This window comes from Streptomyces venezuelae (genome assembly GCF_008642355.1).
GTDB lineage: Bacteria > Actinomycetota > Actinomycetes > Streptomycetales > Streptomycetaceae > Streptomyces > Streptomyces venezuelae_B.
The window spans coordinates 7,044,872-7,063,327 of record NZ_CP029193.1; the positions used below are offsets into that span (position 1 = coordinate 7,044,872).

Sequence of the window (18,456 nt, forward strand, 5' to 3'; positions counted from 1 at the left end):
GGGCGCCGGGCACGGAACATCCGCACTGGTCAGCCGGTCAAAATACGGCCACAAGGGGAAGGGCCGGACAACTTACTTACGCTGGAGTAAGTTTCGGTGGCGTAATCTCCACGGAATCTGTACGCGGCCTGCGGAGTGTCGTGGCGCGTGGGGAACTCGTACAGGTCCTTCGACGTTGTACGGGCCGCCGAGACGCCGAAGGAGCCCCCGTGTCCACACCCGCCGCCCGGTCCGGTTCGCCGCTGATCTTCCCCAGCACCTCCAGGCCCCTGCGGGCGGCCGTCCTCCTGCTGCACGGAGGCCGGGAGCACGGCACGTCGGCGCCCCCGGCCGTGAACCTGCCGGGGCTGCGCATGTGGCCCTTCGCCCGCGCCCTCAGGAAGAGCTTCGGCGCGCGGGGCGTCGCGGTCGGCCGGGTCCGCTACCGCTGCCGGGGCTGGAACGGCGACCGGGCGGACGCGGCCCGCGACGCGAGCCGCGCGCTCGCCGACCTCGCGCCCCGCATCGGGGACGCGCCCGTGATCCTGGTCGGCCACTCCATGGGCGCCCGCGCGGCCCTGCGCGCCGCCGGCCACCCGTCGGTCCGGGCCGTGGTGGGCCTTGCCCCCTGGTGCCCGCCGGAGGAGCCGGTCGCCCACCTGCGGGACCGCGGGGTGGTGCTCCTGCACGGCGACCGTGACGGGACGACCGACCCGGCGGAGTCGGCGGCCTACGCGGCACGGGCGACGGCCGCGGGCGCGGACGCGACCCTGGTGACGATGGACGGCAGCGACCACGCGATGCTGCGCCACGCCCCGGCCTGGCACGCCCTGACGACGGCGACGGTGGGCGGGCTGCTGGGGCTCGGGCCGGTGCCGGACGAGGTGACGCGGGCGGCGGGGGTGCAGCCGGGAGTGTGACTCGACGGGGCCGCCGAGCGAGGCCGCGGCCCGGGAGGGCAGGCGAGATCCGCCACCGGAGTGCCCACTCGGTGGACGGCTCCGGTGGCGGACGCGAGCAGACGTACCGTCAGCGCGTCGCCTCCTCGACGTGCGGCCGCGCGCCCGGAGTTCCGGCCACACGGCCCGGCGCCGACCCCACGGCACCGCTTACGCGGCCGGTCGGTTCGGCGGACGCCCGCTTCCCCGGCGCCCGCACCATCACCAGCACCAGGACGCCCGCCACCAGAGCGGCCGCACCCGCCGCCAGCGACGCCCCGTTGAGGCCGTGCGCGAAGGCCGCGCGGACCGCGTGCTCGGGCACCGTTCCGTGCAGGGCCGCCGCGCCGCCGCCCGCGGCCGTGTGCGCCGCGTCGTGGCCGAGCGAGTCCTGCATGCGCGCGGTCAGCACCGTCCCGAACAGGGCGACCCCGATCGCGTACCCGAGCTGGCGGAAGGCGTTGACCGCGCCGCCCGCCATCCCGGCGTTCGCGGGCGGTACCGAGGCCAGCGCCGCCCCCGCGAGACCGGGCGCGACCAGGCCGGAGCCGACACCTGTGAGCGCAAGACCCGGCGCGAGCACCCCCCAGGACGACCCGGCGTCCAGCACCGCCATGCACAGCCCGCCCGCGCCGATCAGGAGCAGTCCGACACCGATGACCAGACGCGGCGCCACCCCGTGCAGCAGCCGCCCGGCGACCAGCGCCACCACGAACGACGTACCGGCGAGCGGCAGCAGCACCAGGCTCCCGCGCACCGGGCTCATCCCCAGCATGGTCTGCAGCCAGATGGACAGGTACGGGACGACGCCGAACGCGGCCCCGTTGTAGCCGACCGCGCCGATCAGCACGCCGGTGAACGCGGGCTTGCGCAGCAGCCGCAGGTCGAGGAGTGGCTGCGCCACGCGCCGCTCGACCAGCACGAAGCCGAGCAGCGCGAGCGCCGACACCGCGAACCACGTGCCGGCCGCCGCCGACGTCCAGCCGTCCGCCCCGCCCCGCAGCACCCCGTACGTCCCCGCCCCCGCGAAGCACGCGAACGCCGCCGTGCCCGCCCAGTCGACCCGGCGCCCGGCGGGCCCGCGCGACTCCGGCACCAGACGCAGCGTCAGCCAGATCGACGCGACGCTCACCGGCAGGTTCACGAAGAAGATCCAGCGCCAGCCGGGACCCTCCGTGAGCAGCCCGCCCACGATGGGTCCGAGCGCTGCCGACGCCCCGCTCACCGCACCCCACACGCCGAGCGCGGCCGACCGGTCGCGCCCCTGGTAGGCGGCGCCGAGCAACGGCAGCGTCGTGGCGAGCATCGCCGCCGCGCCGAGACCCTGTACGGCGCGCGCCGCCACGAGCACGTCCGCGTCCGACGCGAGCCCGCAGCCCAGCGAGGCGACCGCGAACAGCGCGGTGCCGATGACGTTGAGCCGCCGCCTGCCGAACACGTCGGCCGCGGCGCCGACGCCGAGCAGCAGCGCGGCCAGCGCGAGCGCGTAGCCGTCGATGACCCACTGCAGGTCGCTCAGCGAGGCGTGCAGCGCCGCCGCCATGTCGGGCAGCGCCACGATCACGATCGTCACGTCCAGCAGCAGCATGAACGTGCCCAGAGACACCGCCGCGAGCGGCCCCCATGTACGCATTTCCTGTTCCTCCGACTCTCGTCCGACGCCTCATGGGCGTTCTCGTACGATGAGCCGACAGCGGCCGAAGCCGGTGCCAGGCGGCCATGGGCCGCACTGATCCGACATACGGGGGCTTCATGGCGATGGAAACCGACACCTTCGACGAGCTGGACCGCAAGCTGCTGCACGCCCTGGAGATCGACGGCAGGGTGTCCTTCAGTCGCGTCGCGGGCGTCCTCGGGGTCTCCGACCAGACCGTCGCCCGCCGCTTCCGCCGACTGCGGGCACGGGCGGGCCTGCGCGTCGTCGGCGTGCGCGACACCCGCAGGCTCGGGCAGGACGAGTGGATGCTGCGGCTGCGCTGCGTGCCCGACGGCGCCGAGGCCATCGCGACCGCCCTGGCCCGCCGCCCCGACACCGCGTGGGTCCACCTCACCTCGGCGGGCACGGAGGTGGTCTGCATGACGGTGCCCCGCACGCAGGACGACTACGACGACCTGCTCTTCGGCAAGCTCCTGCGCACCCGCAAGCTCGTCGACATCACCGCCCACCAACTGATGCACCGCTTCTACGGCGGCCGCACGGGCTGGATCGGCAAGCACCGCCCGCTCACCGACGCGCAGGCCGCCGCGCTGACCCCACCGGAGGAGCCGACCACCGCCCCCGCCCGCATCACCCCCGAGGACGAACCCCTGGTCGCCGCCCTCAAGGCCGACGGGCGCGTCACCTACCCCGAGCTGCAGCGGCTGACCGGGCGTTCCGAGTCCTCCGTCAAGCGGCGCGTCGCCGCGCTGCTCGGCTCCGGCGCGCTCTACATCGACACCGAGTACGACACCGCGCGGTTCGGGTTCACCACCGCCGCGATGCTCTGGGTCACCGTCGCGCCGGGCGCGCTGGACGCGGTGGGGCGGGCGATGGCCGGGCATCCGCAGGTCGCACACGTCTCCGCGATCACCGGTTCCGCCAACCTGATGGCGAGCGTCCTGACCCGCGACACGGCGGAGCTCTACGCCTACCTGAGCGGCGGACTCGGCGCCCTGGACGGGGTGCGGCACGTCGAATCGGCCCCCTACGTGCGCCGGTTCAAGGAGCTCACCTACCCGCGGCCACTGCGCTAGCCCTCGGGACCGGTGCCGGCCGACACGGTCCTCTCGCGCACACGCCTCAGCGTCCGCCGCGGTGCAGTCGGTCCCCGCCCGCCAGGATCGCCGTCGCCAGTGCGTCCGCCGCGTCCTGGGCCGCCGCGCGCCGCTCGCCGTGCAGCAGGACGAAGTCGACCGGACCCAGCTCGGGCAGCCCGGCCCGGTCCGGTACGCGGACCAGGCCGGGCGGGATCAGGCCCCGCGAGTGCGCCATCACGCCGAGGCCCGCGCGGGCCGCCGCCACGAGCCCGTTGAGGCTGCCGCTCGTGCAGGCCACGCGCCAGGCACGGCCCCGGCGCTCCAGGGCCTCGAAGGCGAGGGCGCGGGTGATGCCGGGCGGGGGGTAGACGATCAGCGGCACCGGACGCTCGGGATCGAGGCGGAGCCGTTCCGCGCCGATCCAGACCAGGTCGTCCTGCCACACCAGCATGCCGCGCGGGTCCTCCGGGCGGCGCTTGGCGAGCACGAGGTCGAGCTTGCCCGCGTCCAGCTGCCGGTGCAGCGTGCCGGAGAGCTCGACGGTCAGTTCCAGGTCCACGTCGGGGTGGTCGTGCCGGAACGTCTCCAGGATGTCGGTGAGCCGGGTCAGCACGAAGTCCTCCGACGCCCCGAAGCGCAACCGCCCGCCGAGCCGCTTCCCGGCGAAGAACGCGGCGGCCTGCTCGTGCGCCACCAGGATCCTGCGGGCGAAGCCCAGCATGGCCTCGCCGTCCTCGGTCAGCTCCACGCTGTGCGTGTCGCGCGTGAACAGCTGCCGCCCGGTGGCGTCCTCGAGGCGGCGCACGTGCTGGCTGACGGTCGACTGGCGCAGGCCGAGACGGCGGGCGGCCCGCGTGAAGCTCAGCGTCTGGGCGACCGCGAGGAACGTACGGAGCTGCGAAGGGTCGTACACGCGCATCAGCCTAGTACCGCTGATCGCGGAACGTGATGACAGTCAGAACGGTGTACGGGATTCCCGATCACCCCCATCCGGAGGATCATGGTGAGGAGCACCGCCGACAGCATGGAGCACCGTGAAACGCCTGAAGTGGCCGTCCTGGATGCCGGTCGACCCGTACATCGTGGCGTTGCTCGCGACCGTGGGCCTCGCCGCCCTCCTGCCCGCCCGCGGCACGTCCGCCGACGTCGCGTCCGGTGCCTCCACCGCCGCCGTCTCGCTGCTCTTCTTCCTCTACGGCTCCCGGCTCTCCACCCGCGAGGCGCTCGACGGACTCAAGCACTGGCGGCTCCACGTCACGGTCCTGGCCTGCACTTTCGTCGTGTTCCCGCTGCTCGGGCTCGCCGCGAAAGGCCTCGTCCCGTACGTCCTGACGCCCGCGCTCTTCAGCGGCTTCCTCTTCCTCACCCTCGTGCCCTCGACGATCCAGTCGTCCATCGCGTTCACGTCGATGGCCCGCGGCAACGTGCCCGCGGCGATCTGCGCGGGCTCCTTCTCCTCGCTGGCCGGCATCGTCCTGACACCGCTGCTCGCGGCGGCGCTGCTCGGCGACAGCGGGGGCGGGTTCTCCGCCGACTCGCTCCTGAAGATCGTGCTGCAGCTGCTCGTGCCGTTCCTCGCCGGGCAGCTCCTGCGCCGGTGGGTGGGCGGCTTCGTGGCCCGCCACAAGAAGGTCCTCGGCCACGTGGACCGCGGATCGATCCTGCTCGTCGTCTACACCGCGTTCAGCGAGGGCATGGTGCAGGGCATCTGGGGTCGGGTGCACCCGCTGCGGCTGCTCGCGCTGCTCGGTGTCGAGGCGCTGCTGCTCGCGGTCATGCTGGCGCTGACCTGGTACGGCGCGAAGCGGCTCGGCTTCGGCCGGGCCGACCGGATCGCGATCCAGTTCGCCGGGTCGAAGAAGTCCCTGGCCGCCGGACTGCCCATGGCGAGCGTCCTGTTCGGCGCGGACGCCTCGCTCGCGGTGCTGCCGCTGATGCTCTTCCACCAGATGCAGCTGATGGTCTGCGCGGTCATCGCCAAGCGCCGCTCGCGGGACCCGGAGGAATGCGTCAGCGGGCCGCCGCGAGGCGCAGCGACACGAACCGCGGCCGGTACAGGGACACGTTCCGGGTGACGTTCGCCTGCGCGGTGGCGGGCGTCGCGTCCAGCCAGTTCACGTCGTAGCTGAGCACGACACGGCCGTCCCCCGCCTTGTCCCCTTCGAGCGCGGGGTGGGCCTGCGGGTTGTAGGCGGCGGTGTCCTGGCGGGGCGCGCTGTCCTCGGGCAGAGCGGCCTCGAAGGCCTTGGCGGGGCCGTGCCAGGGGCCGGTGGGGGAGCAGGACCAGTACGAGGTGACGGTGGTCAGGCCCTCGGTGCCCGCCGCCATCGTGAACAGCACATACGTCCCGTCGTCCCGCACCACGGTGAACGCGCTGCCCACCCCCTTGCGCCTGCCGTCCCCGAGCACGGCCCGGGGTGTCACGTCCTGCCCCCACTCCTCGCCGTCCCAGTACTCCCACGCCGAACCGTCACCGAGGCTTCCGTGCGGCACCCGTGCGACATACGCGTCCGAGGAGGGGCGCGAGGTCGCCTGGGCGTCCGTGCCGCCGAAGACGTACGTCCAGTCCTCGTCGTCGGCCGTCGTCGTGCCGTACAGGACGCGTTTCCCGGGGTCGCCGACCGACTGCTGGTCGGAGACCTTCGTGATGCCCTCGACCCGCAGGTCGGGCAGCGAGAGCGTGGCGACCTCGGTGGCGACGGGCACTCCGTAGATCCACGGGCCCTGGCTGGCCATGCGGTTCCACAGCAGGACGCGCACCACTTGTTCGTCGCCGCCGGGGGTGCGGGGTTCCACGCGGGCCGCGACCGGCCAGCGCCACTGCTGGGGCGCCGGGTCGGGGAAGAGCGGCGCCGCGAGGGTGCGCCGCAAGGCGCCCGAACGGGACATCACCACCGCCGAGTTGCGGACCATCGGCGTGTTCGTGTCGCGCCAGGCGTGCGGCTGGCCCGCCGGGTTCGGGGGCGCGTGGACCTGGCCGAGGAAGGTGTCGGAGAACAGCCACAGGACGCGCCCGTCCGGCAGGCGCACGGAGTGGGTGCCGTCGCCGCCGGTCCAGTCGTCCGTGCGCGTCATGTCGTCGCCGTAGCGCGCGAACTCTCCGGTGGGTCCGTCCGCGGCGGCCGTCGAGGCGACGGTGCGGGGTCGGCACGCCGCGTCGCCCTCCCGGTCGTCTTCTTCCGGGAGGGCGACGAGCAGGACGGCCGCGCAGGCCAGGGCCAGCAGCAGGATCAGCCAGATCCTGCGCGGCCCCGACGCGGCACGTTCGCGGGCGGACACGCCGGGGACGTTAGTTGCTGCCGCGCACGCGGTCCATGGGGAGCCGGACGACGGTGTCCCGTGTCACAGGAACATCACCCGTACGCAGGCCCCCCACCTCGGCGTCGCTCAAGGCCCGCTCGTACACGCTCACTTCGTCGATCGCGCCCGTGAAGTGGGCGCGGCTGTCGAGCCGTTGCCCGACGTGCACGCCGAACGGCGAGTTGCGGCTGACCGTGCCGGGGACGTCGGCGGCGGAGACCTGCGTACCGTCGACGAACAGCGTCAGGCGGCCGTCGCCGCGGCGCAGCGCGAGGTGGTGCCACGCGCCGTCGTTGTACGCGCCCGTCGTGCGCACCGACGCGGACCTCGGGGGCGCCGCGCCCTCGCGCGTCGTGATGAGGCCGGTGACTCGGTTGCTCGCGGGCTCGCCCCGCAGCCACACCTGCGGCTGGTTGGTGCCGATGCCGCCCATCCACAGCAGCGGCTGCTCGCCGGTCGTCTCGTCGTAGCGGAACCAGAGGGAGGCCGTGAAGTCCCGTGCCCCGAGCGGGAGTCGGCGGCTGAACGGGAGCCGCACCGCGTCGTCCGTGCCGTCGAACGCGAGCGCGCCGCCGAAGCGGCCCGGGGTCACCCTGGCCCCACCGAGCACGGCGGCGGGACGGGCGCCCGGCGCGCGGTCGCTCGTGGTGGGGTCGGGCCCCCGGCGCGGCTTCAGCCAGTCCTCGGTGAAGCGGGCGAAGCGGATCTCGTCGCGCGCGTCGACGGCGCCGCCCTCGTACATCAGCCCCACGTGCGTGCGGTCGGCCCGCACCAGGTCCGAGTAGCCGGACCAGTCCGTGGTCACCGTGGTGCCGCGGTCGACGCTGTCCCAGGTGCGCCCGCCGTCGTAGGACGAGCGGATCTGCATCGTGCGGCGACGGTCCGGGTCGGCCGGGCAGGCGAGCAGCATCCGCTTGCCGAACTGGAGCGTGGAGCCCTGCACTTGGGGCGTGTAGAGGTCGGGGATGGCCCGGAAGGGCGCGGTGTAGGTGTTGCCGCCGTCCCGGCTGACGGTGTGCGTGCGGTGGCCGAGGTCCGTGCCGTCCTGTTCGCGGCCGCTGACGTAGACCGCCCCGTCGGGCCGCTCCGTGATGGTCATCTCGGACGGCTTCTGGCGGAACGTGCCGTCCGCCGGTATCGGGTACGAATCCGTCGCGCCGATCTTCCAGTGGTCGCCGCCGTCGTCGCTGACGATCAGCGCGGCGTGGTTGGCGGTGACCCGGCTGCCGTTCCACGTCTCGGTGTTGGCGGTGAAGACGAGGCGTCCCTTGTGACGGCCGCGGGTCAGCTGGAGGCCGTGCACGGGGCCGGTCGCGTACCAGGAGTTCCACTCCGGCGGCAGGATCTCCTTGCTCAGGTCGCGCGGCGCGGACCAGTTGGCGCCGTCGTCGTCGCTGTACTGCAGGTGCGGGGTCCGGTCACACGGTATGTCGCAGTTCTTGCTGTCCGTGCGTCCCGTGTTGTACGTCTCCGCGAGGAGGACGCGACCGGTCTCGCGGTCCACGACGGGCGCCGGGTTGCCGTGGGTGTCGCCGTCGCCCTCGTTGACCACCTGGAGCGGGCCCCAGGTGCGGCCGCCGTCGTGCGACCGCTTGAGCACCAGGTCTATGTCGCCCGCGTCGCCGCAGTCGTTGACCCTGCCCTCCGCGAAGGCGAGCAGTGTGCCCTTGACCGTCCGTACGACGGCGGGGATGCGGAAGCAGGCGTAGCCGGGGTCCCGGTCGGCCTTGAACAGCACCTGCTGCTCGAAGGGTGCGACCGACTCCGGCGCCGCCCGCACGGCCTGCGCCGCGGGCGCGGGCAGCAGGGCGCCGACGGTGGCGACGGTCAGGGCGGCGGTGGCGGTACGGAGAGATCTGAGACGTACGCGGAGGCTCGATGGCATGGTGCGGTCCACCTTCCTGACAGGCGGTTCTGACAGTGAGGTCCTGACATCCTGACATCCCATGTCCACGTTTCGTCGCAGACGCTACTGGGCGTCACCCACACCCCACAAGGAGTACGTCCTCACGGGATGAGGACGACCTTGCCCCGGTTGCCCCGCTCTTCGATCACCGCGTGCGCCTTCGTCGCGTCGGCGAGCGGGAACGTGCCGTGCACCGCCACGCGCAGGCGGCCCGTCGCGTGCAGCTCCCACAGCTCCCGCCGCCACGCCTCGTACAGCTCCGGCCGTTCGCGCGCGATCAGCCCGAGCTGGAAGCCGGTGACGGACTTGGCGCCGACGAGCAGGTCGTACGCGGCCACCGTGCCGCCGCCCGAGCTGTAGGCCACCAGTCGGCCGTGCGGGGCGAGCGCCCTGACGGCGGGCGTCAGGAGGTCGCCGCCGACCGCGTCCAGGACGTAGTCGACCGGGTCGCCCCAGCCCTCCTGGTCGTACGTGACGACCTCGTCGGCGCCGAGCCCGCGCACGAAGTCCGCCTTGCCGGGGTCGGAGACGGCGGCGACCACGCGGGACGCCCCCTTCAGCCTGGCCAGCTGCACGGCGAGATGCCCCACGCCGCTCGCCGCCGCCGTGACGAGCGCGGACTCACCGGGCGCGGGCCGGGCCGCTTCGAGCGCCCCGTACGCGACGAGCCCGGAGCGGACCAGCGCCACCGCGTCGACAGGGTTCGCCCCGTCCGGGACGGGGGAGGCCATCGCGGTGTGGAGCAGGGCGTAGTCGGCGTACCCATGCCCGAAGACCAGGCCGGTCACGCGGTCGCCCGGCGCGTACCCGGTGACGCCCTCGCCGAGTGCGACCACCTCACCGGCGACCTCACCGCCGAGCGCGACCGGATCGCGCGGCTCACGGACCTTGCGCACGACGGGCAGCGTCACGCCGACCGCGCCGACCCGCACCAGGAGCTCGCCGGGACCCGGCTCGGGGACGGGCGCCTCTTCCAGGAACAGGACGTCGGGGCCGCCGCCGCACTCGTACCGGACACGACGCATCCGCACCACCTCCATGAACAGCGAAACGTTGGGACCTCCAACGAATGCCCAGGGCGTCACCGTAGAACAGAAACCATGGGAGAGTCCAATGATTCTTGGGTACGCTTCCCTCATGGCCACGACACCCCCCGCCCCCAGCACCATCCGCACCCTCCCCAGCTGGCTGCTCGGCCGTGCGGCGGCCCGCGGGCGCGCTCTGGTCGCCGACGTGCTGGCCCGCGAGGGGCTCAAGATGTGGCATCACGTGGTGCTGTCCGCCGTCGCGGATCTGGGGCCCGTCGCCCAGGCGGAGCTGGCCCGCAGTGTCTCGCTCGACCCCAAGGACGTGGTCGGCGTCATCAACGACCTCCAGGCCGAAGGCCTGGTCGAACGCGCCCCCGACCCCCGGGACCGGCGCAAGAACGCCGTCACCATCACGGCACACGGCAGGCGAACAGTCGCACGCTGCGCGGAAGCGGCCCGGCAGGCCAACGCCGAACTCCTCGCGCCCCTCTCGCCCGACGAGAGGGAGCGGTTCCTGGAGATGCTCGGCCGGATCTCGGGGGTGGGAGAGCCGGCCTGAACGCCGGCCTGAACCCGCCGTCGTCCTCCGGCGGGGGACCGGTTCAGCCCTGGACGGCCTCGGCCCGCAGAACGACGCGGTGGTCACCCGCGTACACGTTCATCGTGGAACCCCGCAGGAAACCGATCAGCGTGAGACCCGTCTCGGCGGCCAGGTCGACGGCCAGCGAGGACGGCGCGGAGACCGCCGCGAGGACCGGGACGCCCGCCATGACCGCCTTCTGGGCGAGCTCGAAGGAAGCACGGCCCGAGACGAGCAGGATCACGCGGGACAGCGGCAGATGCCCGTTCTGCAGGGCGCGTCCGATCAACTTGTCGACGGCGTTGTGCCGCCCGACGTCCTCCCGTATGTCGAGCAGATCGCCCTCCTCGGAGAAGAGCGCCGCCCCGTGCAGACCGCCCGTCCTGTCGAACACCCGCTGCGCGGTGCGGAGCCGGTCGGGGAGGCTCGCGAGGACCTCGGTCCCGACCCTGACCGGCGGGGTGTCGGCGATGGGGAAGCGGGCGGTCGTGCGGACGGCGTCCAGGCTCGCCTTGCCGCACAGGCCGCAGGACGACGTGGTGTAGACGTTGCGTTCGAGGGTGATGTCGGGGAGCACGACCCCGGGAGCGGTCTTGACGTCGACGACGTTGTAGGTGTTCGTGCCGTCGGCCGTCGCGCCCGCGCAGTACACGATCGACTGCAACTCGTCCGCCGCGCCCAGCACGCCCTCGCTCACCAGGAAACCGGCCGCCAGCGCGAAGTCGTCGCCGGGCGTGCGCATGGTGATGGCGAGCGGCTTGCCGTTCAGCCGGATCTCCAGCGGTTCCTCGGCGACGAGGGTGTCCGGCCGCTCCGAGACGTGCCCGTCCCTGATCCGGATCACCTTGCGTCGCTCCGTGACTCGTCCCATGTCTTGATCAGTCCCGGTTCTGTACGTGTCGGTACGTGCGGACGCCGAAGCGGCCCCCCGCGCAGACCTCATTGTCCTGCACACGCGGGGCCCCGACGCAGCCGCGGACTCGCACACAAGGTCACACAGCTCTTCAGAGGGTGACCACATCATGAGAAACGTCCAAACCCGGCCGTTCTTTCCTGTCACATCACGTGCACCGTTACTCACCAGTCGCTGACCAGACTTGAGGGTCCCGTATCTTCGGCCCAAGGGGGACCCGTACATGCACGGCTCGCGCATCGCCGCCGTCGGCCACTACCAGCCCGCCAAAATCCTCACCAACGAGGACCTGGCGGCCAAGGTCGACACCAGCGACGAGTGGATCCGGTCCCGGGTGGGCATCCGCACCCGGCACATCGCGGGCCCGGAGGAGCCGGTCGACGAGCTGGCCGCGCACGCGGGCGGCAAGGCCCTCGCCGCCGCGGGCCTCGCCCCCGAGGCGATCGACCTCGTCCTGGTCGCCACGTCCACGGCCATCGACCGCTCGCCGAACATGGCCGCGCGGGTCGCCGCGCGCCTCGGCGTCCCCGGCCCCGCCGCCCTGGACCTCAACGTCGTCTGCGCGGGCTTCACCCACGCCCTGGCCACGGCCGACCACACCCTGCGGGCCGGCGCCGCGACCCGCGCCCTGGTCATCGGCGCCGACAAGATGTCCGAGGTCACCGACTGGACGGACCGCACCACCTGCGTCCTGACCGGCGACGGCGCGGGCGCGGTCGTCCTGGAGGCGTGCGGTCCCGGCGAGGAACCCGGCGTCGGCCCCGTGCTCTGGGGCTCGGTGCCCGAGATGGGCAACGCCGTACGCATCGAGGGCACACCGCCCCGCTTCGCCCAGGAGGGCCAGAGCGTCTACCGCTGGGCGACGACCCAGCTGCCCCCGCTCGCCCGCGCGGCCTGCGAACGCGCCGGGCTCACCCCCGCCGACCTCGCCGGAGTCGTCCTGCACCAGGCCAACCTCCGCATCGTCGAACCGCTCGCCGAGCGCATCGGCGCGGTCAACGCCGTCGTCGCACGCGACGTCGTCGACTCCGGCAACACGTCGGCGGGCAGCATCCCGATGGCGTTGTCCAAGCTCGTCGAGCGCGGCGACCTCCGATCCGGAGATCCGGTTCTCCTCTTCGGCTTCGGCGGCAACCTCTCGTACGCGGGACAGGTCGTGCGCTGCCCGTGAACCCGTGCAGCGGCCCTGCGAAGCTGTGCAGCGGCCCTGTGGAGCTGAAGCGGGCCCAGAAGACGGAGCTGAAGCGGGCCCAGAAGACGGAGCTGAAGCGGGCCCAGAAGACGGAGCTGAAGCGGGCCCAGAAGACGGGAGAAGCGCATTGAGTACGTCCCACCCCACGCCCCACCGCATACGCCCCCTGATCGACGAAGACGTTCCGGTGGCCGTGAACACCCTCGCCAGAGCCTTCGCCGACTACCCCTTCACCCGGCACGTCGTCGCCGCCGACGACCACGACCGGCGGGTGCGCCGGTTCCAGGAGCTCTTCCTGACGCGCATCGGGATGGTCTACGGACGGGTCTGGGTCGCCGGAGCGGGTCGCGCCGTCGCCGTATGGACCACACCGGACCGCGACCCGGGGCCCGGCTTCGCCGCGATCGGCCCGCTCATCGGGGAGCTCGCGGGCGACCGCGCGCCCTGGTTCGAGTCGGCGGACCACGCGCTGCGGCCCCACCGACCGCAGTTCCCCGCCTGGTTCCTCGCCACGGTCGGCGTCGACCCGGACGAGCAGGGCAAGGGGCTCGGCCGGGCGGTGCTCGAACCCGGCCTCGAAGCCGCCGACCGCGCCGGGTTCCCCTGCTTCCTCGAGACCTCGACGGAGCAGAACGTGGCGTTCTACGAACGGCTCGGCTTCACCGTCACCGCGGACGTCCCGCTTCCGGGCGACGGGCCGCGCACCTGGTGCATGCTCAGGAAGCCCGCCTAGACACACGGTCCACCGCGACCCCTCACCCCCCTTTGTCCTGTGACTGGAGAAAGTCATGGGTAATTCGCGCTCAACTTCTTCCCAGCCTCGGCAGGCACTGCTACGTTCCCCTCGAAAGCTCGAACCGGGAAGCCCGATGAGGCGGGGAGGGGCGCGTGAGACGTATGACGGCTCGACCCGCCAACACGCACCAGGCGCGGCTGCTGCGCCTGTTGCGTGACGGAGGACCCAACTCCCGCGCCCAGCTGGGCGATCAGGTCGACCTCTCGCGGTCCAAACTCGCCGTCGAGGTCGACCGGCTCCTGGAGACCGGACTCGTGGTCGCCGACGGACTCGCCGCCTCGCGCGGCGGCCGCCGCTCCCACAACATCCGCCTGGCCCCCGCCCTCCGCTTCCTCGGCGTGGACATCGGCGCGACCTCGGTCGACGTCGCGGTGACCAACGCCGAGCTGGAGGTCCTCGGCCACATCAACCAGCCCATGGACGTGCGCGAGGGCCCGGTCGCGGTCTTCGAGCAGGTCCTCGCCATGGCGGCCAAGCTCAAGGCCTCCGGGCTCGCGGAAGGGTTCGACGGCGCCGGCATCGGCGTCCCCGGCCCCGTCCGCTTCCCCGAGGGCGTGCCGGTCGCCCCGCCGATCATGCCGGGGTGGGACGGCTTCCCCGTCAGGGAGGCCCTCAGTCAGGACCTGGGCTGCCCCGTCATGGTCGACAACGACGTGAACCTCATGGCGATGGGGGAGCAGCACGCGGGCGTCGCACGCTCCGTGGCCGACTTCCTCTGCGTCAAGATCGGCACGGGCATCGGCTGCGGCATCGTCGTCGGCGGTGAGGTCTACCGCGGTACGACGGGCAGCGCCGGCGACATCGGCCACATCCAGTCCGAACCGGACGGACGCCCCTGCGCCTGCGGCAACAAGGGCTGCCTGGAAGCCTATTTCAGCGGCGCGGCGCTCGCCCGCGACGCCGAGGAGGCGGCCAGGGAGGGACGTTCGGAGGATCTCGCCACGCGGCTCGACGAGGCGGGACGGCTCAGCGCCGTCGACGTCGCGGCGGCCGCCGCCGCGGGGGACGCCACCGCACTCGACCTCATCCGCGAGGGCGGCAACCGCACCGGCCAGGTCATCGCGGGCCTCGTCAGCTTCTTCAACCCCGGACTCGTGGTGATCGGCGGCGGCGTGACCGGGCTCGGCCACACGCTGCTCGCCGCGATCCGCACCCAGGTCTACCGCCAGTCGCTGCCCCTGGCGACCGGCAACCTCCCCATCGTCCTCGGCGAGCTGGGCCCCACCGCCGGAGTCATCGGCGGTGCCCGCCTCATCAGCGACCACCTGTTCTCCCCGGCCTGACGGCCGGCCCCAGTCCAGCAACGCCACCGCGCCGGCCGGTCCGTCCGACCGGCCCGTACGCACCACCGCGTCACCTCACCCGGCACAGCACCCAGCTCCGCCCTGCGCCGGTGCGACCACCCGGGCAACTCCGCCCTGCTCTGCACCTGCCCTGCCCTGAATCCGCCCTGCCCTGCTGCGATCGCCGCCGAGGGGAACCGTCATGGCACAAGAACCACCGCTGCTCACCATGTCCGGCATCACCAAGTCGTTCCCCGGAGTCCGTGCCCTCGACGGCGTCGACCTCCAGGTGCAGGCCGGGGAAGTGCACTGCCTCCTCGGCCAGAACGGTGCCGGGAAGTCCACCCTCATCAAGGTCCTCGCCGGCGCCCACCAGCCCGACGGCGGCGAGATCACCTGGCGCGGCGAGCGCACCACGCTCCGCTCCCCGATCGCCGCCATGCGGCTCGGCATCGCCACCATCTACCAGGAACTCGACCTGGTGGAAGGTCTGTCCGTGGCCGAGAACGTCCACCTCGGACACGAGCCGACGGCCGCGGGCTTCGTTGTGCGTGGCAGGGAGGCGAGGGCATCGACGGCCGCCCTGCTCAAGCGACTCGGTCACAGCGAGATCGATCCGGGAAGGCTCGTCGGCGACCTTTCCGCCGCCCAGCAGCAGATCGTGTCGATGGCCCGCGCGCTCTCCCACGAGGTGCGCCTCATCGTCATGGACGAGCCGTCCGCCGCCCTCGACCCCGACGAGGTCGACAACCTGTTCCGTATCGTCGGCGACCTCACGGCGGACGGTGTCGCCGTCGTCTACATCTCCCACCGGCTGGAGGAGATCCGCCGCATCGGCGACCGTGTCACCGTCCTCAAGGACGGACGTGCCGTCGCGGGCGGATTGCCCGCCGACTCCACGCCCACCAAGGACGTCGTGGCGCTGATGACCGGCCGCAACGTCGAATACGTCTTCCCCGACCGTCCCCTCGAACCACCCACCGCAGAGCCGGTGTTGACGGTGCGCGGCCTCTCCCGGCACGACGAGTTCGAACCCTTCGACCTCGATCTGCGGCCCGGCGAGATCGTGGGTCTCGCCGGACTCGTCGGCTCGGGGCGCTCCGAGATCCTGGAGACGATCTACGGCGCCCGCAAGCCCAGCTCCGGCCACGTGACGGTGAACGGGCACACGTTGCGCCCCGGCAGCGTCCGCGCCGCCGTCCGCGCGGGGCTCGGACTCGCCCCCGAGGAACGCAAGGCGCAGGCCCTCCTCATGCTGGAGTCCGTCACCCGCAACGTGTCCGTCTCCTCCATGTCCCGCTTCTCACGCGGCGGCTGGGTCGACCGGGGCGCCGAACGCGCGGCGACGCGCGCGGCGACGCGCGAGCTCTCCCTGCGGCCCGACGAACCCTCGGTCCCGGTGCGCACCCTCTCCGGCGGCAACCAGCAGAAGGCCGTCCTGGCCCGCTGGCTGCTGCGCGGCTGCCGCGTCCTGCTGCTCGACGAGCCGACCCGAGGCGTCGACGTCGGCGCCCGCGCCGAGCTGTACGCGGTCATCCGCCGCCTTGCCGACGAAGGCCTCGCCGTCCTGCTCGTCTCCAGCGAGGTACCCGAGGTGCTCGGCCTCGCCGACCGCGTCCTGGTGCTCCGCGAGGGCCGCGTCGTCCACGCCGCGCCCGCACGTGAACTCGATGAACACCGCGTACTCGACCTCGTCCTTGAAGGGAGCCCGGCGGCATGACCCAGCCAGCCCCGGCGGCCGAGGCCGCCACCCGCAAGAGCACGCCCGCAGACGGCGGAAGCCCGTGGCGCACCGCCGTCGCGCGCGCCGACGTACGGACGCTCTCCCTGCTCGGCGTGCTCGCCGCGCTGATCGTGATCGGCGGCATCACCCAGCCCGACTCGTTCCTCGACTCCGACAACGTCCAGCTGATCCTCACCCAGGCCTCCGTCATCGGCGTGGTCACCGTCGGCATGACCTTCGTGATCATCTCCGGTGGCATCGACCTGTCCGTCGGCGCGATCGTCGCGCTCGCCTCCGTGTGGGCGACGACGGTCGCCACCCAGGAGTACGGCTTCGCCGGCATCCTCTTCACCGCCGTCATCGTCGGCATGGGCTGCGGCCTCGTGAACGGCCTGCTCATCGCGTACGGCGCGATCGTGCCGTTCATCGCCACCCTCGCCATGCTCGCGGCAGGGCGCGGCCTCGCCCTGCAGATCACCGACGGCAAGACGCAAATGGTCACCGTCGACGGGGTCCTGAAGCTCGGCGAGCGCGACTCCTACATCCTCGGCATCCCGCCGCTGGTCCTGGTCTTCGCCGCCGTCACCGTCGCGGGCTGGCTGATCCTGAACCGCACCACCTTCGGACGCCGCTCGGTCGCCGTCGGCGGCAACGCGGAAGCGGCCCGCCTGGCCGGCATCGACGTCCGCAGGCAGCGGCTCTACCTGTACCTGCTCTCCGGCCTGTGCTGCGGCATCGCGGCGTTCCTGCTGATCATCCTCTCCGGCTCCGGCCAGAACACCAACGGCAACCTGTACGAACTCGACGCGATCGCAGCGGTGATCATCGGCGGCACCCTGCTCAGCGGCGGCCGCGGCACCATCACCGGCTCCGTGCTCGGCGTGCTGATCTTCACCACGATCCAGAACATCTTCGCCCTCAACAACCTGGAGACCGCGACCCAGCAGATCGCCAAGGGCGCGATCATCGTCGCCGCGGTGCTCGTCCAGCGACGCTCGGCCACCACCACCTGACCCCCACCCGACCCGAGAGGCTCACCCATGCCATCCCACACGAGCCGCAGAGGCCTCCTCTTCGGAGCCGCCGCGCTGTCCACCGGAGCCCTCATCACGGGCTGCACCAGCAACGAGTCCAAGGACGACGACTCCGACGACAAGTCGCAGCAGGTCGCCGACGACAAGCCGGGCAAGAAGGTCACCATCGGCTTCGCGGGCCCCCAGGCCGACCACGGCTGGCTCAACGCGATCAACGACAACGCCAAGAAGCGCGCCGAGAAGTACTCGGACGTCACCCTGGAGGCCACCGAGGGCTCCAACGACACCGCCGCGCAGATCGGCCAGGTCGAGACGCTGATCAACAAGAAGGTCGATGTCCTCGTCGTCCTGCCCGCCGACGGCAAGGCGCTCACCCAGGTCGGCCTGAAGGCCATGAAGGCGGGCATCCCCGTCGTCAACCTCGACCGCGTCTTCGCCTCCCCGCAGGCCTACCGCTGCTGGATCGGCGGCGACAACTACGGCATGGGCCTGAGCGCCGGGCACTACATCGGCGAGAAGCTCAAGGACAAGAAGAACGCCCGCGTCGTGGAGCTGGCGGGACTCGACAACCTGGAGCTCACCAAGCAGCGCTCCAAGGGCTTCGACGACGCCCTGAAGAACTACCCGAACATCAAGAAGGTCGCCCGGCAGGCCGCCGACTTCACCGTCGAGTCGGGCCAGTCGAAGATGTCCCAGCTCCTCCAGGCGCAGAAGAACTTCGACGCCCTGTGGAACCACGACGACGACCAGGGCGTGGGCGCCCTGCGCGCCATCAAGCAGGCGGGCCGCGACGACTTCCTGATGGTCGGCGGCGCGGGCGCGCTCTCCGCCATGCAGGCCATCGAGGCGGACAACAGCGTCCTGAAGGCCACCGTCCTCTACCCGCCGACCATGGCCGCCTCCGCGATCGACCTGGCACGCGCCCTCGGCCAGGGCAAGGGCATCAACGGCATGGCGGAGTTCGAGATCCCGTCCTTCGTCACCTGCTACTCCGCCGTGGTCGACAAGGAGAACGTCGGCCAGTACATGTCCACCGGCTTCAAGTGAT

The 18,456-nt window shown here is 72.4% G+C and carries 16 protein-coding genes; 10 read left to right on the plus strand and 6 right to left on the minus strand.

Annotation, left to right across the window (positions count from 1 at the left end; genetic code table 11):
• Nucleotides 1–209: 209 nt before the first annotated feature.
• The gene (locus DEJ47_RS32270) at nucleotides 210–899 is read left to right on the plus strand and encodes an alpha/beta fold hydrolase (RefSeq protein ID WP_190415673.1); all 690 of its coding nucleotides are present in this window, start codon (nucleotides 210–212) and stop codon (nucleotides 897–899) included.
• Nucleotides 900–1,008: 109 nt separating this feature from the next.
• Here DEJ47_RS32270 and DEJ47_RS32275 read toward each other — a convergent pair whose 3' ends face one another.
• Nucleotides 1,009–2,550: an MFS transporter gene (locus DEJ47_RS32275; RefSeq protein WP_150174237.1), complete on the minus strand. Its 1,542-nt coding sequence runs from the start codon at nucleotides 2,548–2,550 to the stop codon at nucleotides 1,009–1,011.
• 119 nt (nucleotides 2,551–2,669) lie between these two features.
• Between DEJ47_RS32275 and DEJ47_RS32280 the strand changes: the two genes are divergently transcribed.
• Nucleotides 2,670–3,650 carry an Lrp/AsnC family transcriptional regulator gene (locus DEJ47_RS32280; RefSeq protein WP_150174239.1) on the plus strand — a complete coding sequence of 327 codons (981 nt, stop codon included), beginning with the start codon at nucleotides 2,670–2,672 and terminating at the stop codon, nucleotides 3,648–3,650.
• Between the two features lie 46 nt (nucleotides 3,651–3,696).
• On the opposite strand, the gene DEJ47_RS32285 is transcribed toward DEJ47_RS32280, so the two are convergent.
• A complete protein-coding gene (locus tag DEJ47_RS32285; protein ID WP_150174241.1) occupies nucleotides 3,697–4,566 on the minus strand; it encodes a LysR substrate-binding domain-containing protein in 870 nt (289 codons plus the stop codon).
• Between the two features lie 148 nt (nucleotides 4,567–4,714).
• Between DEJ47_RS32285 and DEJ47_RS32290 the strand changes: the two genes are divergently transcribed.
• Nucleotides 4,715–5,728: a bile acid:sodium symporter family protein gene (locus DEJ47_RS32290; protein ID WP_161236547.1), complete on the plus strand. Its 1,014-nt coding sequence runs from the start codon at nucleotides 4,715–4,717 to the stop codon at nucleotides 5,726–5,728.
• Here DEJ47_RS32290 and DEJ47_RS32295 read toward each other — a convergent pair.
• The 3 genes from DEJ47_RS32295 to DEJ47_RS32305 all read right to left on the minus strand — a co-directional run bounded on the left by DEJ47_RS32295 (nucleotide 5,664) and on the right by DEJ47_RS32305 (nucleotide 9,884).
• A complete protein-coding gene (locus DEJ47_RS32295; protein WP_223828573.1) occupies nucleotides 5,664–6,932 on the minus strand; it encodes a DUF4185 domain-containing protein in 1,269 nt (422 codons plus the stop codon). The genes DEJ47_RS32290 and DEJ47_RS32295 overlap by 65 nt on opposite strands.
• A 10-nt stretch (nucleotides 6,933–6,942) precedes the next feature.
• Complete coding sequence (locus DEJ47_RS32300; RefSeq protein ID WP_150174245.1) at nucleotides 6,943–8,838, minus strand: sialidase family protein; 1,896 nt, start codon at nucleotides 8,836–8,838, stop codon at nucleotides 6,943–6,945.
• Nucleotides 8,839–8,960: 122 nt separating this feature from the next.
• Entirely contained in the window at nucleotides 8,961–9,884 is a 924-nt protein-coding gene (locus tag DEJ47_RS32305) for a zinc-binding alcohol dehydrogenase family protein (protein ID WP_150174247.1), read from the minus strand.
• A gap of 112 nt (nucleotides 9,885–9,996) precedes the next feature.
• Here DEJ47_RS32305 and DEJ47_RS32310 point away from each other — a divergent pair, with 112 nt between their 5' ends.
• Nucleotides 9,997–10,446 (plus strand): MarR family winged helix-turn-helix transcriptional regulator, encoded by a 450-nt coding sequence (locus tag DEJ47_RS32310; RefSeq protein ID WP_150174249.1) that lies wholly within the window; start codon nucleotides 9,997–9,999, stop codon nucleotides 10,444–10,446.
• A 43-nt stretch (nucleotides 10,447–10,489) separates the two neighbouring features.
• Here the strand turns inward: DEJ47_RS32310 and fdhD are convergent, their stop codons facing one another.
• Nucleotides 10,490–11,338, minus strand: coding sequence for a formate dehydrogenase accessory sulfurtransferase FdhD (gene fdhD / locus DEJ47_RS32315; protein WP_150174251.1), 849 nt, complete (start codon nucleotides 11,336–11,338; stop codon nucleotides 10,490–10,492).
• A 265-nt stretch (nucleotides 11,339–11,603) separates the two neighbouring features.
• Here fdhD and DEJ47_RS32320 point away from each other — a divergent pair, with 265 nt between their 5' ends.
• The 6 genes from DEJ47_RS32320 (at nucleotide 11,604) to DEJ47_RS32345 (ending at nucleotide 18,455) form a co-directional block, all read left to right on the plus strand.
• Nucleotides 11,604–12,551 carry a beta-ketoacyl-ACP synthase III gene (locus DEJ47_RS32320; RefSeq protein ID WP_150174253.1) on the plus strand — a complete coding sequence of 316 codons (948 nt, stop codon included), beginning with the start codon at nucleotides 11,604–11,606 and terminating at the stop codon, nucleotides 12,549–12,551.
• A gap of 148 nt (nucleotides 12,552–12,699) precedes the next feature.
• Nucleotides 12,700–13,305: a GNAT family N-acetyltransferase gene (locus DEJ47_RS32325; protein ID WP_150174255.1), complete on the plus strand. Its 606-nt coding sequence runs from the start codon at nucleotides 12,700–12,702 to the stop codon at nucleotides 13,303–13,305.
• Nucleotides 13,306–13,469: 164 nt separating this feature from the next.
• Nucleotides 13,470–14,651: an ROK family transcriptional regulator gene (locus tag DEJ47_RS32330; RefSeq protein WP_150174257.1), complete on the plus strand. Its 1,182-nt coding sequence runs from the start codon at nucleotides 13,470–13,472 to the stop codon at nucleotides 14,649–14,651.
• Between the two features lie 202 nt (nucleotides 14,652–14,853).
• On the plus strand, nucleotides 14,854–16,371 hold the full coding sequence (locus DEJ47_RS32335) for a sugar ABC transporter ATP-binding protein (protein ID WP_150174259.1): 1,518 nt from the start codon (nucleotides 14,854–14,856) through the stop codon (nucleotides 16,369–16,371).
• Complete coding sequence (locus tag DEJ47_RS32340; protein WP_150174261.1) at nucleotides 16,368–17,387, plus strand: ABC transporter permease; 1,020 nt, start codon at nucleotides 16,368–16,370, stop codon at nucleotides 17,385–17,387. Before DEJ47_RS32335 ends, DEJ47_RS32340 begins: the two co-directional genes overlap by 4 nt.
• A gap of 27 nt (nucleotides 17,388–17,414) precedes the next feature.
• Nucleotides 17,415–18,455: a substrate-binding domain-containing protein gene (locus tag DEJ47_RS32345; protein WP_150174263.1), complete on the plus strand. Its 1,041-nt coding sequence runs from the start codon at nucleotides 17,415–17,417 to the stop codon at nucleotides 18,453–18,455.
• The last annotated feature ends 1 nt before the right edge of the window (nucleotide 18,456 follow it).

Excerpts from the sequence above, each read along its gene's own strand:
- DEJ47_RS32275 (WP_150174237.1), bottom strand. The coding sequence starts at position 2,550 with ATGCGTACATGGGGGCCGCTCGCGGCGGTGTCTCTGGGCACGTTCATG.
- DEJ47_RS32280 (WP_150174239.1), top strand. The coding sequence starts at position 2,670 with ATGGCGATGGAAACCGACACCTTCGACGAGCTGGACCGCAAGCTGCTG.
- DEJ47_RS32290 (WP_161236547.1), top strand. The coding sequence starts at position 4,715 with ATGCCGGTCGACCCGTACATCGTGGCGTTGCTCGCGACCGTGGGCCTC.
- DEJ47_RS32300 (WP_150174245.1), bottom strand. The coding sequence starts at position 8,838 with ATGCCATCGAGCCTCCGCGTACGTCTCAGATCTCTCCGTACCGCCACC.
- DEJ47_RS32305 (WP_150174247.1), bottom strand. The coding sequence starts at position 9,884 with ATGCGTCGTGTCCGGTACGAGTGCGGCGGCGGCCCCGACGTCCTGTTC.
- DEJ47_RS32310 (WP_150174249.1), top strand. The coding sequence starts at position 9,997 with ATGGCCACGACACCCCCCGCCCCCAGCACCATCCGCACCCTCCCCAGC.
- fdhD (WP_150174251.1), bottom strand. The coding sequence starts at position 11,338 with ATGGGACGAGTCACGGAGCGACGCAAGGTGATCCGGATCAGGGACGGG.
- DEJ47_RS32320 (WP_150174253.1), top strand. The coding sequence starts at position 11,604 with ATGCACGGCTCGCGCATCGCCGCCGTCGGCCACTACCAGCCCGCCAAA.
- DEJ47_RS32330 (WP_150174257.1), top strand. The coding sequence starts at position 13,470 with ATGACGGCTCGACCCGCCAACACGCACCAGGCGCGGCTGCTGCGCCTG.
- DEJ47_RS32335 (WP_150174259.1), top strand. The coding sequence starts at position 14,854 with ATGGCACAAGAACCACCGCTGCTCACCATGTCCGGCATCACCAAGTCG.
- DEJ47_RS32340 (WP_150174261.1), top strand. The coding sequence starts at position 16,368 with ATGACCCAGCCAGCCCCGGCGGCCGAGGCCGCCACCCGCAAGAGCACG.
- DEJ47_RS32345 (WP_150174263.1), top strand. The coding sequence starts at position 17,415 with ATGCCATCCCACACGAGCCGCAGAGGCCTCCTCTTCGGAGCCGCCGCG.